Raw genomic sequence first — 13,601 nt, forward strand, 5'->3', positions numbered from 1 at the left:
CCAGCCCGCTTGTATTCGGTCTGACACGGCTCGGTGGTGGCCACGCGGGCGACATCCATGGAGCCGAGGGGCACGACGTGGTGCCGGTCCCGTCCCTTCAGCCTGAGCCGGAAGGCGGCGCTGCGGCCGTGACCGGCGTCGGCCACGGTCACCTGCCCGGCAGGGCTCAAGGGCGTACTGGTGGACGTCCTACCGTCAGCGCTGAAGATCTGCTCACCGCGGCCAAGGCGCGTAAGGAGAAGGGGGAGAACATCATTGCCATTGCCAAGGCTCTCGGAGTCTCCCGCGCGACTCTCTACCGGCATCTCGGTCAGGGAGTTGCCAGAGCCCTACAGGACCTCTGTCGACATGGCGGGGTCCCTCTGCTGTCGTCAGGTAATCCAGTACCGGCATGGGCCCAAGGCCACCCATACTCAGACACGTGTTCCTGACGATCTCCACCACCGGCAACGAGCAGCACCCGGCTACTGACCTGGGGTTCCTCCTCCACAAGCATCCCGACCGAGCGTTCTCGGCCAGCGTGTCCTACGGCAAGGCGCACGTCCTCTACCCCGAGGCGGACGCCGAGCGCTGCACGGCGGCGCTGCTGCTGGAGGTCGACGCGGTGGCGCTGGTGCGGCGCGGCAAGGGCAAGGGGCGCGGCGGCGCACCCGACGCGGCGCTCGCGCAGTACGTCAACGACCGCCCCTACGCGGCTTCGTCGCTGCTCGCGGTCGCGCTGAGCGCGGTGTTCTCCAGCGCGATGCGAGGCGTGTGCAACGCCCGCCCGGAGCGCGCCGAGCAGCCCCTGCCGCTGCGCATCGAGGTGCCCGCGCTGCCCGCCCGCGGTGGCCCCGGCCTCGTAGGACGCCTCTTCGAACCGCTCGGCTGGACGGTGACCGCCGAACCGGTGGCGCTGGACACCGAGTTCCCGGAGTGGGGCGACTCGCGGTATGTGCACCTCGTACTCGAATCGGAGACGCTGACCCTCGCCCAGGCCCTGCGCCACCTGTACGTCCTGCTCCCCGTCCTGGACGACGCCAAGCACTACTGGGTCGCCTCCGACGAGGTCGACAAGCTGCTGCGGGCCGGCGAGGGCTGGCTGTCCGACCACCCGGAGCAGAAGCTGATCACCAGCCGTTACCTGTCGCGCCGCTGGTCCCTGACCCGGCAGGCGATGGAGGCGCTGGAGCTGGTGCGGCTCGCGGAGGCCGACGACAGCGCTGTCGAGGAGATCGACAACGCGGTGGAGGCCGAGGCCGAGACGGAGGAGAAGCCGACCCCGCTCGCCGTGCAGCGCCGGGACGCGATCATCGCCGCGTTGAAGGAGTCCGGGGCCGCCCGGGTCCTCGATCTCGGCTGCGGGCAGGGCCAGTTGGTGCAGGCGCTGCTGAAGGACGTGCGGTTCACGGAGATCGTGGGCGTGGACGTCTCGGTGCGGGCGCTGACCATCGCCTCCCGGCGGCTGAAGCTGGACCGGATGGGGGAGCGGCAGGCCTCGCGCGTCCAGCTCTTCCAGGGCTCGCTCGCCTACACCGACAACCGGCTCAAGGGCTACGACGCCGCCGTGCTCAGCGAGGTGATCGAGCACCTCGACCTGCCCCGGCTGCCCGCCCTGGAGTACGCGGTGTTCGGCTCGGCCCGCCCGCGCACGGTCCTCGTGACGACCCCGAACGTCGAGTACAACGTCCGCTGGGAGACCCTCCCGGCCGGACACGTCCGGCACGGCGACCACCGCTTCGAGTGGACACGCGAGGAGTTCCGGACGTGGGCGCGGGCGGTGGCCGAACGGCACGGGTACGGGGTGGAGTTCGTCTCCGTCGGGCCGGACGACCCGGAGGTGGGACCGCCCACACAGATGGCTGTGTTCAGCATGAAGAGCGTGAACGAGAAGGAGGCGAAGGCGGCATGACCGAGATCCGGCAGGGGCGCACCCTGCCCGTCACCGACCTCTCCCTCGTCGTCCTCGTGGGCGCCTCCGGCTCCGGCAAATCCACCTTCGCCCGCCGGAACTTCAAGCCCACCGAGGTCATCTCCTCGGACTTCTGCCGCGGCCTGGTCGCCGACGACGAGAACGACCAGGGCGCCACCCGCGACGCCTTCGACGTCCTGCACTACATCGCCGGCAAACGGCTCGCGGCCGGCCGGCGCACCGTCGTCGACGCCACCAGCGTGCAGCAGGACTCCCGCCGCCAGCTGATCGACCTCGCCAAGAAGTACGACGTGCTGCCCATCGCCATCGTGCTCGACGTGCCGGAGGAGGTGTGCGCCGAACGCAACGCGGCCCGCACCGACCGCGCCGACATGCCGCGTCGGGTGATCCAGCGCCACATCCGTGAACTCCGTCGCTCCGTACGGCACTTGGAGCGCGAGGGCTTCCGCAAGGTGCACGTCCTGCGCGGAGTGGAGGAGGTCGAGAACGCCACCGTCGTCACCGAGAAGCGTTTCAACGACCTCACCCACCTCACCGGCCCCTTCGACATCATCGGCGACATCCACGGCTGTGCGAACGAGCTGGAGTCGCTGCTCGACAAGTTGGGCTACACCAACGGTGTGCACCCGGACGGCCGCACCGCCGTCTTCGTCGGCGACCTCGTCGACCGCGGCCCGGACAGCCCGGGCGTACTGCGCCGCGTCATGTCGATGGCCAAGTCGGGCAACGCCCTGTGCGTGCCGGGCAACCACGAGAACAAGTACGGCCGTCACCTGAAGGGCCGCAAGGTCCAGCACACCCACGGCCTGGCCGAGACCATCGAGCAGATGGAGCATGAGACGGACGAATTCCGTGCCGAGGTACGGGAGTTCATCGACGGACTCGTCAGCCACTACGTCCTCGACGGCGGCCGGCTGGTCGTCTGCCACGCCGGTCTGCCGGAGAAGTACCACGGCCGTACCTCCGGCCGGGTCCGCTCACACGCGCTGTACGGCGACACCACCGGCGAGACCGACGAGTTCGGCCTGCCGGTGCGCTACCCGTGGGCGGAGGACTACCGGGGCCGGGCGGCCGTGGTCTACGGCCACACCCCCGTCCCGGAGGCCACCTGGCTGAACAACACCATCTGCCTGGACACCGGCGCCGTCTTCGGCGGCAAGCTGACCGCGCTGCGCTGGCCGGAGCGGGAGCTGGTCGACGTACCGGCCGAACAGGTCTGGTACGAGCCGGCGAAGCCGCTGCGCAGCGAGGCGCCCGGCGGGCACGACGGACGTCCGCTGGACCTCGCGGACGTGCACGGCCGCCGGGCCGTCGAGACCCGGCACGCCGGCCGGGTGGCGGTCCGCGAGGAGAACGCGGCCGCCGCCCTGGAGGTCATGAGCCGTTTCGCCGTGGACCCGCGCCTGCTGCCGTACCTCCCGCCGACCATGGCGCCGACCGCCACCTCACATGTGGACGGCTACCTGGAGCACCCGGCCGAGGCCTTCGCGCAGTACCGCGAGGACGGCGTCGAGCGGGTCGTGTGCGAGGAGAAGCACATGGGCTCGCGGGCGGTGGCCCTGGTCTGCCGGAACGCGGAGACGGCGCGCAAGCGCTTCGGGGTCGACGGCGCCACGGGGTCCCTGTACACCCGCACCGGCCGCCCGTTCTTCGACGACGAGTCGGTCACGGAGACGATCCTCGACCGGCTGCGTTCGGCGGTCGACGCGGCCGGCCTGTGGGCGGAGCTCGACACGGACTGGCTGCTGCTCGACGCCGAGCTCATGCCGTGGTCGCTGAAGGCGGCCGGGCTGCTGCGCAGCCAGTACGCGGCGGTGGGCGCCGCCTCCGGTGCGGTGTTCCCGGGCGCGCTGGCCGCGCTGGAGGGCGCGGCGGCCCGGGGCGTCGAGGTGACGGACCTGCTGGCGCGCCAGCGTGAACGGGCCTTGGACGCCGCCGCGTTCACGGAGGCGTACCGCCGCTACTGCTGGACGACGGACGGCCTGGACGGCGTACGCCTGGCGCCGTTCCAGATCCTGGCCGTCCAGGGCCGCAGCCTCGCCGCGCTGCCCCACGACGAGCAGCTCGCCCTGCTCGACCGGCTCGTCGAGTACGACGGCACCGGGCTGCTGCAGACGACCCGGCGCCTGTACGTCGACACCGGTGACCCGGAGTCGGTGCGCGCCGGTGTCGACTGGTGGCTGGAGATGACGGGCCGGGGCGGCGAGGGCATGGTCGTCAAGCCGCTCGGCGCGCTGGTGCGCAGCCCGCAGGGCCGCCTGGTGCAGCCCGGCGTCAAGTGCCGCGGTCGCGAGTACCTCCGGATCATCTACGGTCCGGAGTACACGCGCCCGGACAACCTCGCCCGCCTCCGCAAGAGGTTCCTGAACCACAAGCGTTCCCTCGCGATCCGCGAGTACGCGCTCGGCCTCGAAGCCCTGGACCGGCTGGCCGAGGGCGAGCCGCTGTGGCGGGTGCACGAGGCGGTGTTCGGGGTGCTGGCGCTGGAGTCGGAGCCGGTGGATCCGCGGCTGTGAGCGACGGGTCCACGGCGGCGGTGGGTGGCGCGAGTCATGGCCCGCCCGCCGCCGTCCGGGCCCGCAAGGTCCGCGTGGGGCCCGGAGGGCCGTGACTGAACGCGCCCGATGGCGATCGCGTGCTGATCGGCGGGGTCCGTGTCTTCGAGGGTTCCCCAGCTGCCGCCGGTCTTGAGCGATTACTGGTCTCCCTGGGCGGGACCACCCTCGCTCCGCCGTTGCCCGGTCTGCTGACCCGGCGTGACATGGAATCGGCGCTCGGGGCCCGGTTATCGTCAAGAGGACGAGAAGAAGGGGCGTGGAAATCTGTGAGCGGCGGGTCAACGCGCCCCCCGATGGTCAGGATGGAGGCATGGGATTCCATGTCGACTCCGAGACCGGGCGGCTGCGCCGCGTCATCCTGCACCGGCCGGACCTCGAGCTCAAAAGGCTCACCCCCAGCAACAAGGACGCCCTCCTCTTCGACGACGTGCTGTGGGTGCGCCGGGCGCGCGTCGAGCACGACGGGTTCGCGGACGTACTGCGCGACCGCGGGGTCGCCGTCCACCTCTTCGGCGACCTGCTGACCGAGACCCTGGCGATCCCAGGGGCGCGGGCGCTGGTCCTGGACCGCGTCTTCGACGAGAAGGAGTACGGCCCCCTCGCCACCGACCACCTCCGCGCGGCCTTCGAGACCCTGCCCGCCGGCGAGCTGGCCGAGGCTCTCGTCGGCGGGATGACCAAGCGGGAGTTCCTGGAGGCGCACGAGGAGCCGACCTCCGTGCGCTTCCACGCGATGGAGCTCGACGACTTCCTCCTCGGCCCCCTGCCCAACCACCTCTTCACCCGTGACACCTCCGCCTGGATCTACGGCGGTGTCTCCATCAACGCGATGCGCTGGCCGGCCCGGCAGCGCGAGACCGTCCACTTCGAGGCGATCTACCGGCACCACCCGCTGTTCCGCGGTGAGGCGTTCCATGTCTGGTCGGAGGGGCAGGCCGACTACCCCTCCACCATCGAGGGCGGGGACGTCCTCGTCATCGGCAACGGCGCGGTCCTCATCGGCATGAGCGAACGCACCACGCCCCAGGCCGTGGAGATGCTCGCGCACAAGCTGTTCGCCGCCGACTCCGCCCGGACGATCGTGGCCCTCGACATGCCGAAGCGGCGCGCCTTCATGCACCTCGACACCGTCATGACGATGGTCGACGGCGACACCTTCACCCAGTACGCGGGGCTCGGGATGCTCCGCTCGTACACGATCGAACCGGGCGTCGGCGAGAAGGAGCTGAAGGTCACCGACCATCCGCCGGAGCACATGCACCGCGCGATCGCCGCCGCCCTCGGGCTGAGTGAGATCCGCGTCCTGACCGCCACCCAGGACGTGCACGCCGCCGAGCGCGAGCAGTGGGACGACGGCTGCAACGTCCTCGCCGTCGAGCCGGGCGTCGTCGTCGCCTACGAGCGCAACGCCACCACCAACACCCACCTGCGCAAACAGGGCATCGAGGTGATCGAGATCCCGGGCAGCGAGCTGGGCCGGGGGAGGGGCGGACCGCGGTGCATGAGCTGTCCGGTGGAGCGGGACGCCGTATGAGGAAGCGTGATGAGTCAGCGTGGGGCGCATAGAAATTCTGAATTTCGTATAGAATTCCAAAGGTCCCTGTCTCTCGTACCCGTTGGAGCGCCCCCATGGCGACAGTCCCGACCGCCCTCGCCGGCCGCCACTTCCTCAAGGAGCTGGACTTCACCGAGGAGGAGTTCCGCGGCCTGATCGAGCTGTCCGCCGAGCTGAAGGCCGCCAAGAAGGCCGGGACCGAGACGCCGTACCTGCGCGGCAAGAACATCGCGCTGATCTTCGAGAAGACCTCGACGCGCACCCGCTGCTCGTTCGAGGTCGCGGCCGCGGACCAGGGCGCCTCGACGACGTACCTCGACCCGTCCGGCTCGCAGATCGGACACAAGGAGTCCGTACGGGACACCGCACGCGTCCTCGGCCGGATGTTCGACGCGATCGAGTACCGCGGCGACAGCCAGGCCGGCGTCGAGGAACTCGCCGCGTACGCGGGCGTCCCCGTCTACAACGGCCTCACCGACGACTGGCACCCCACCCAGATGCTCGCCGACGTGCTGACCATGACCGAGCACAGCAGCAAGCCCTTGAAGGAGATCGCCTTCGCCTACCTCGGCGACGCCCGCTTCAACATGGGCAACTCCTACCTGGTCACCGGCGCCCTGCTCGGCATGGACGTGCGTATCGTCGCGCCGAAGTCGTACTGGCCCGCCCAGGAGATCGTCGACCGGGCCCGCGAGCTCGCCGAGACCAGCGGTGCCCGCATCACCCTCACCGAGGAGGTCGCCGAGGGCGTCCAGGGCGCCGACTTCGTCGTCACCGACGTCTGGGTCTCCATGGGCGAGCCCAAGGAGGTCTGGGCCGAGCGGATCGAGGCCCTCGCCCCGTACGCCGTTACCATGGACGTCCTGCGCGCCACCGGCAACCCGGACGTGAAGTTCCTGCACTGCCTGCCGGCCTTCCACGACCTCGGCACGAAGGTCGGGCGCGACATCCACGAGACGTACGGCCTGGAGTCCCTCGAGGTGACCGACGAGGTCTTCGAGTCGGCCCACTCCGTCGTCTTCGACGAGGCCGAGAACCGGCTTCACACGATCAAGGCGATCCTGGTCGCGACGCTCGCCTGATCTCGTCCGGTCTCGACCCCGGCCGATCTCACCTATCCTGACCGGCGGCCCGGAACCACCCCTTCCGCGGTCGCCGCGCGACCCCACCTCGTCGCACCCGCACCACCAGAAACGAGCACCACCCCGCATGCCCGCTCCCGCATCAAAGCTCCGGATCAAGTCCCCCGCCCTCCTCGTCGCCGAAGCCGGCGCCGACCGCGCAGGCCACGGCCTCAAGCGCACCATGGGCCTCTTCCAGCTCATCTGTTTCGGCGTCGGCGCGGTCGTCGGCACCGGCATCTTCGTCGGGCTCTCCGACTCGGTCGCCCAGGCCGGCCCGGCCGTCGTGGTCTCCTTCGTCCTCGCCGCGATCACCTGCGTGTTCACCGCGTTCTCGTTCGCCGAGCTGGGCGGCGCGATCCCGGTCTCCGGATCGTCGTACTCCTTCGCCTACGCGGGCCTCGGCGAGACCACCGCCTTCCTGGTCGGCTGGTGTCTGCTGCTCGAGTACGGCGTCTCCGTCTCGGCCGTCGCCGTCGGCTGGAGCCAGTACGTCAACGAACTGCTCGACAGCGTCGTCGGCTGGCGGCTGCCCGCCGCGCTCTCCGCCGGGCCGGGCGACGGCGGTGTCATCAACCTGCCCGCCGTGATCGTCATCGCGATGGCCTGTGTCCTGCTGGTGCGCGGGGTGCGCGAGAGTGCCCGGGCCACCACCGCCATGGCCGTGGTCAAGATCGCCATCCTGGTCGCGTTCTGCGCCATCGGCTACAGCGCCTTCACGGACGGCAACCTCACCCCGTTCGCGCCGGCCGGCCTCGGCGGCATCGGCGCGGGCACCACCGCCGCCTTCTTCTCGTACATCGGCTTCGACGCGATCACCACGGCCGGTGAGGAGGCGAAGAACCCCCGCCGGGACATCCCGGTGGCGATCCTCGTCTGCATGGGTGTGGTCACCCTGCTGTACTGCGCGGTCGCCCTCGCCGCGATCGGCGCCATCGGCGCCGACGAGGTCGGCGGCCGGCCCGCCGCGCTGTCGTACGTCGTCAACGAGGTCACCGGCTCCACGGTCGGCGGCTCCGTCATCGCCTTCGGCGCGGTCGTCGCCATCGCCTCGGTGGTGCTCGCGGTGATGTACGGCCAGAGCCGCATCCTGATGTCGATGTCCCGGGACGGCCTCGTCCCGCGCGTCTTCGAGAAGGTGTCGCCCAGGACCTCCACGCCCGTCGCCGGCACCCTGATCATCGCGATCGTCTTCGCGATCCCGGCCGCCTTCTCCTCGCTCGACGCCGTGGTCAACCTGTCCACCATCGGCACGCTCGCCCTCATGGCCGTCGTCAACATCGCCGTGATCGCGCTGCGCCGCCGCGAGCCGGGCCTCGCCCGCACCTTCCGCGTGCCGTTCTACCCCGTGCTGCCCGTGGTCGGCGTCGGCTTCTGTCTGTACCTGATGTACGAGACGGACTGGACGACCTGGCTCCAGTTCGCGGTGTTCCTCGCGGTGGGGCTGGTCGCATACGTCGGCTACGGCCGCCGGAACTCCAGGCTGGGCATGGCCGAGGCCGATGCCACGGTCACGCCGGACGCCGCTGAGGCGGCACCGCAGCCAGTCTGAACCAGACCGCCTTGCCGGTCTCGGTGAGCCGGTGGCCACAGGACGAGCTGAGGGCGCGGATCAGCAGCAGGCCGCGCCCGTGCTCCTGCCAGGGGTCGGGCATCTCGGGGGCCGGGCGGGTGAGCTCGCCGGGCGGCATCGGGTCCGGGTCGTGCACCTCGACCTGGCAGCCCGTCGGCCGCAGCTCCACCACGAGCTCTATCGGAGTGGACCCCGAGGTGTGCTCCACGGCATTCGCCACCAGCTCTGCGGTGAGCAGCTCCGCCGTGTCGCTGTCCGTGGCGTGCTCCACCTCGGCCAGCGCCGTACGGACCAGGGCACGCGCCACGGGCACGGCCGCGGTGGTGTGCGGCAGTGCGATGCGCCAGGAGGATGAGGCGGAGGGGCGTTCGTGCAAGGCAAGTCCGTTCATGGCGCAGGCTTCCCTGTGATCAACATCAGGCCGTCCTGCTTTCAACCTTAGGAATGGTACGGCGCCCCCCGACAGTGACGTACGACGGGCGTCGTCCGGGACCTTCGGCCCCGACATCGAGCGGCTTACCCAGGCCAACGGTCCGTCTCCCACGACTGCTCCCACTGTTACCGCGTTGTTGACGGCCCGTGCCGTCCTGTGACGGATGTGATGGATGTTACGGATGCGACGAGATCGGTCATGCGGTGACATCGTGCCGCACTATCGCGTGGCCGTGACGACAGTCACATATGGGTGATAGCTTCGTAGGGTAGAGACCGGTCAGGCAGTGTCCGCGCCACCGCCCGAGGAGGCCGCCCTCATGAGTCCCTTCACCGGCTCCGCCGCCCGCACCTCGGACTGGCGGCATCTGCGCGTCGATCACGCCGACGGGGTCGCCACCGTCACCCTGGCCCGCCCCGACAAACTCAACGCGCTCACCTTCGGTGCCTACGCCGACCTGCGCGACCTGCTCGCCGAGCTGTCCCGGGAGCGGTCGGTACGGGCCCTGGTGCTGGCCGGCGAAGGGCGCGGCTTCTGCTCCGGCGGCGACGTCGACGAGATCATCGGCGCCACCCTGGGCATGGACACCGCCCAGCTCCTCGACTTCAACCGGATGACCGGGCAGGTCGTGCGGGCCGTACGGGAGTGCCCGTTCCCGGTGATCGCGGCGGTGCATGGGGTGGCGGCCGGGGCAGGGGCGGTGCTCGCGCTGGCGGCGGACTTCCGGGTCGCCGACCCCTCCGCCCGCTTCGCGTTCCTCTTCACGCGCGTCGGCCTGTCCGGCGGTGACATGGGCGCCGCCTATCTGCTGCCCAGGGTCGTCGGCCTCGGGCACGCGACCCGGCTGCTGATGCTCGGCGAACCGGTGCGGGCACCCGAGGCCGAGCGGATCGGCCTGATCAGCGAACTGACGGAGGAGGGCCGGACGGACGAGACCGCCCTCGCGCTGGCCCGGCGCCTGGCCGACGGCCCGGCCCTCGCGTACGCCCAGACGAAGGCGCTGCTCACGGCCGAGCTGGACATGCCACTGGCGGCGGCGGTGGAACTGGACGCCTCGACCCAGGCCCTCCTCATGAACGGCGAGGACTACGCCGAGTTCCACGCCGCCTTTACCGAGAAGCGGGCGCCGAAGTGGCGCGGGAGGTGACGGAGGTGACGATGAAGGTCGCCGTCGTCGGCGGCGGACCCGGGGGCCTGTACGCGGCCGCGCTGCTCAAACGCCTCGACCCCGCCCGGGAGATCACCGTCTGGGAGCGCAACGCCCCCGACGACACCTTCGGCTTCGGCGTCGTCCTGTCCGACGAGACGCTCGGCGGCATCGAACACGCGGACCCGGTGGTGTACGAGGCGCTGAAGGCCGAGTTCGTGCGCTGGGACCACATCGACATCGTGCACCGGGGCGTGCGCCACCGCTCCGGCGGGCACGGTTTCGCCGCGCTGGGCCGACGCCGGCTCCTGGAGATCCTGCATGAACGGTGCCGGTCGCTCGGCGTGGAGCTGCGCTTTCGCACCGAGGCGCCCTACCCGGCCTGGCTGGCGGAGACGTACGACCTCGTCGTCGCCGCCGACGGAGTGCACAGCACGACCCGCGAGGCCTACGCCGACGTCTTCCGGCCCACGCTGACCGGCCACCGCTGCCGCTATGTCTGGCTCGCCGCGGACTTCGCCTTCGACGCCTTCCGCTTCGAGATCGCCGAGACCGAGCACGGCGTGATGCAGCTGCACGGGTATCCCTATTCCGCCGACGCCTCGACGGTGATCGTCGAGATGCGCGAGGAGGTGTGGCGGGCGGCCGGCTTCGACGAACTCGACGAGGGGGAGTCGATCGACCGCTGCGCCAAGATCTTCTCCGACGCGCTCGGCGGCCGGCCGCTGCGCTCCAACAAGTCGGCGTGGACCACCTTCCGTACGGTGGTCAATGAGCGCTGGTCGCACGGCAACGTCGTCCTCCTCGGCGACGCCGCCCACACCGCCCACTTCTCCATCGGCTCCGGCACGAAACTGGCCGTCGAGGACGCGCTGGCCCTGGCGGCCTGCCTCGAGGAACAGGACTCACTGACGGAGGCCCTCGCGGCCTACGAGGAGGAGCGCAAGCCCGTCGTCGCCTCCACCCAGCGGGCGGCCCGCGCCAGCCTGGAGTGGTTCGAGAACGTCGAGCTGTACCTGGGGCAGCGGCCCCGCCAGTTCGCCTTCAACCTGCTCACCCGCAGCCGCCGCGTCACCCACGACAACCTGCGGCTGCGTGACGCTCGTTCCACCGGGGCCGTGGAGCGCGAGTTCGGCTGCCCGCCCGGTACACCCCCGATGTTCACCCCGTTCCGGTTGCGCGGCCTGACCCTGCCCAACCGGGTCGTCGTGTCACCCATGGACATGTACTCGGCCGTCGACGGCGTCCCCGGCGACTTCCACCTGGTGCACCTGGGCGCCCGGGCGCTGGGCGGAGCCGGGCTCGTGATGACCGAGATGGTGTGCGTGAGCGAGGAGGGGCGGATCACCCCCGGCTGCACGGGCCTCTACACCGGCCGGCAGGCCGAGGCATGGCGGCGGATCACTCAGTTCGTGCACACGCGGGCACCGGGCACCGCGATCGGCGTCCAGCTGGGCCACTCCGGCCGCAAGGGCTCGACCAGGCTGATGTGGGAGGGCATGGACGAGCCGCTGCCGTCCGGCAACTGGCCACTGGTGGCGCCGTCCCCGCTCCCGTACAGGCCGGACAGCCAGACGCCGCGAAGCCTGAGCCGGGCCCAGCTCACCGACATCCGCGAGCAGTTCGCCGCCGCCGCGTGGCGCGCGGCCCGCGCCGGTTTCGACCTTCTCGAACTGCACTGCGCCCACGGCTATCTGCTCTCGGGCTTCCTCTCCCCCCTGACGAACCACCGCACCGACGCCTACGGCGGCTCCCTCGCGAAACGGCTCCGCTTCCCGCTGGAGGTCTTCGACGCCGTACGCGGGATGTGGCCGCAGGAGCGGCCCATGACCGTCCGCATCTCCGCCACCGACTGGGCCGAAGGCGGTACGACGGCCGCCGACGCCGTCGAGATCGCCCGCGCCTTCGCCGCGCACGGCGCCGACGCGGTCGACGTGTCGACGGGCCAGGTGGTGGCCGACGAGCAGCCGGAGTTCGGCCGCTCGTACCAGACCCCGTTCGCGGACCGCATCCGCCACGAGGCGGGCATCCCCGTGATCGCGGTCGGCGCGATCTCGTCCTGGGACGACGTCAACTCCCTGATCCTGGCCGGCCGCACCGACCTGTGCGCCCTGGCCCGCCCCCACCTCTACGACCCCCACTGGACCCTCCACGCGGCAGCCGAACAGGGCTACGAGGGCCCGGGCGCACCCTGGCCGGCGCCGTACCGCGCGGGCAGCAGACCCCCGCGGACGGGACGCACGGACGCGCCCCGTCCGCGGCTCGGCCTGAGAGGTTGAGCCGCCGGGGCAGGGTCAGGAGTCGAGGCCCCGCAGGTCGGCCATGCCCGCCGTGAGGGTCGCGCCGTCCGCCGGGTCGATGAGGATGAACGCGCCGGTGCGACGGGAGGTCGCGTAGTCGTCGAGGGCCAAGGGCTCCGCCGTGCGGAGCGTGATGCGGCCCAGGTCGTTCGCGGTGAGGGTGTCCGCGTCGCCGAGGTGCTTGACGATCGCCTTGACCGTGCGGGTCGTGTGCTTGAGCAGGACCCGGTCGCCGACCCGGAGCGGTCGGTCGGCCAGGTGGCACACGGCCGCGTGCACGTCCTGGGTGAGCGCGGGCGCGTCCGCGCCGGCGGTGATCATGTCGCCGCGCGACACGTCACGCTGGTCGGCCAGCCGCACCCCGATCGACTGCGGTGCGTACGCCGCCTGGACGGCGGTGCCGAGCACGTCGATGGCGGTGATCTCGGAGGTCTCGCCGGAGGGGTGCACGGTCACCCGGTCGCCGACCCGCAGCGAGCCGGACACCAACTGGCCCGCGTAGTGGCGGACCTCACCGTTGCGGATCACGTACTGGACCGGGAAACGGGCGGGCGCGTCGGCCGGGTCGCCGGCCACGGGCACGTTCTCCAGGAACTCCAGCAGCGCCGGGCCCTCGTACCAGTCCATGTGCGCCGAGCGGTCCACGACGTTGTCGCCGACGAGCGCCGAGACCGGGATCGGCGTGAAGGAGGGGAGCCCCAGCTCCGCCGCGTGGCCGGCGAAGTCCTCGACGATGCGGTCGAACTCGGCCTGCCGGTAGCCGACGAGGTCCATCTTGTTGACGGCCAGGACGACGTGCGGCACGCGCAGGAGGGCGGCCACGGCGGCGTGGCGGCGGGTCTGCTCGACGACGCCGTTGCGGGCGTCGATCAGGACGATCGCCAGTTCGGCCGTGGAGGCGCCGGTGACCATGTTGCGGGTGTACTGCACGTGGCCGGGCGTGTCGGCGAGGATGAACCGCCTGCGCGGGGTCGCGAAGTAGCGGTACGCCACGTCGATCGT

At 71.2% G+C, this 13,601-nt stretch carries 10 protein-coding genes; 8 read left to right on the plus strand and 2 right to left on the minus strand.

Annotated features, from left to right (window positions below):
• Nucleotides 1–128: 128 nt before the first annotated feature.
• The 6 genes from ABT114_RS32750 (at nt 129) to ABT114_RS32775 (ending at nt 8,698) form a co-directional block, all read left to right on the plus strand.
• Nucleotides 129–431: a helix-turn-helix domain-containing protein gene (locus ABT114_RS32750; protein ID WP_351146533.1), complete on the plus strand. Its 303-nt coding sequence runs from the start codon at nt 129–131 to the stop codon at nt 429–431.
• Complete coding sequence (locus tag ABT114_RS32755) at nt 422–1,891, plus strand: 3' terminal RNA ribose 2'-O-methyltransferase Hen1 (protein WP_351146534.1); 1,470 nt, start codon at nt 422–424, stop codon at nt 1,889–1,891. Before ABT114_RS32750 ends, ABT114_RS32755 begins: the two co-directional genes overlap by 10 nt.
• Complete coding sequence (locus ABT114_RS32760; protein WP_351146535.1) at nt 1,888–4,428, plus strand: polynucleotide kinase-phosphatase; 2,541 nt, start codon at nt 1,888–1,890, stop codon at nt 4,426–4,428. The genes ABT114_RS32755 and ABT114_RS32760 overlap by 4 nt, the downstream gene beginning before the upstream one ends.
• Before the next feature lie 352 nt (nt 4,429–4,780).
• Nucleotides 4,781–6,004 carry an arginine deiminase gene (locus ABT114_RS32765; protein ID WP_351146536.1) on the plus strand — a complete coding sequence of 408 codons (1,224 nt, stop codon included), beginning with the start codon at nt 4,781–4,783 and terminating at the stop codon, nt 6,002–6,004.
• Between the two features lie 95 nt (nt 6,005–6,099).
• A complete protein-coding gene (argF, locus tag ABT114_RS32770; protein WP_351146537.1) occupies nt 6,100–7,107 on the plus strand; it encodes an ornithine carbamoyltransferase in 1,008 nt (335 codons plus the stop codon).
• A gap of 127 nt (nt 7,108–7,234) precedes the next feature.
• A complete protein-coding gene (locus ABT114_RS32775) occupies nt 7,235–8,698 on the plus strand; it encodes an amino acid permease (protein WP_351146538.1) in 1,464 nt (487 codons plus the stop codon).
• Here the strand turns inward: ABT114_RS32775 and ABT114_RS32780 are convergent.
• A complete protein-coding gene (locus tag ABT114_RS32780; RefSeq protein ID WP_351146539.1) occupies nt 8,658–9,110 on the minus strand; it encodes an ATP-binding protein in 453 nt (150 codons plus the stop codon). The two genes, ABT114_RS32775 and ABT114_RS32780, sit on opposite strands and share 41 nt — an antisense overlap.
• A 361-nt stretch (nt 9,111–9,471) precedes the next feature.
• On the opposite strand from ABT114_RS32780, the gene ABT114_RS32785 reads away from it, so the two are divergent.
• Together ABT114_RS32785 and ABT114_RS32790 are read left to right on the plus strand one after the other, a co-directional pair.
• Complete coding sequence (locus ABT114_RS32785) at nt 9,472–10,299, plus strand: enoyl-CoA hydratase family protein (RefSeq protein WP_351146540.1); 828 nt, start codon at nt 9,472–9,474, stop codon at nt 10,297–10,299.
• An 11-nt stretch (nt 10,300–10,310) separates the two neighbouring features.
• Complete coding sequence (locus tag ABT114_RS32790; RefSeq protein WP_351146548.1) at nt 10,311–12,578, plus strand: bifunctional salicylyl-CoA 5-hydroxylase/oxidoreductase; 2,268 nt, start codon at nt 10,311–10,313, stop codon at nt 12,576–12,578.
• A 15-nt stretch (nt 12,579–12,593) separates the two neighbouring features.
• Here ABT114_RS32790 and ABT114_RS32795 read toward each other — a convergent pair.
• Nucleotides 12,594–13,601 (minus strand): sulfate adenylyltransferase subunit 1 (locus ABT114_RS32795; RefSeq protein ID WP_351146541.1); only part of this gene is annotated, 1,008 nt, incomplete at its 5' end.

The sequence above is a fragment of the Streptomyces sp. NPDC002088 genome (assembly GCF_040296605.1).
GTDB lineage: Bacteria > Actinomycetota > Actinomycetes > Streptomycetales > Streptomycetaceae > Streptomyces.

What these genes read in the sequence shown, in the direction of transcription:
- ABT114_RS32760 (WP_351146535.1), top strand. Translation starts at nt 1,888, where the DNA reads ATGACCGAGATCCGGCAGGGGCGCACCCTGCCCGTCACCGACCTCTCC.
- ABT114_RS32765 (WP_351146536.1), top strand. Translation starts at nt 4,781, where the DNA reads ATGGGATTCCATGTCGACTCCGAGACCGGGCGGCTGCGCCGCGTCATC.
- argF (WP_351146537.1), top strand. Translation starts at nt 6,100, where the DNA reads ATGGCGACAGTCCCGACCGCCCTCGCCGGCCGCCACTTCCTCAAGGAG.
- ABT114_RS32775 (WP_351146538.1), top strand. Translation starts at nt 7,235, where the DNA reads ATGCCCGCTCCCGCATCAAAGCTCCGGATCAAGTCCCCCGCCCTCCTC.
- ABT114_RS32780 (WP_351146539.1), bottom strand. Translation starts at nt 9,110, where the DNA reads ATGAACGGACTTGCCTTGCACGAACGCCCCTCCGCCTCATCCTCCTGG.
- ABT114_RS32785 (WP_351146540.1), top strand. Translation starts at nt 9,472, where the DNA reads ATGAGTCCCTTCACCGGCTCCGCCGCCCGCACCTCGGACTGGCGGCAT.
- ABT114_RS32790 (WP_351146548.1), top strand. Translation starts at nt 10,311, where the DNA reads ATGAAGGTCGCCGTCGTCGGCGGCGGACCCGGGGGCCTGTACGCGGCC.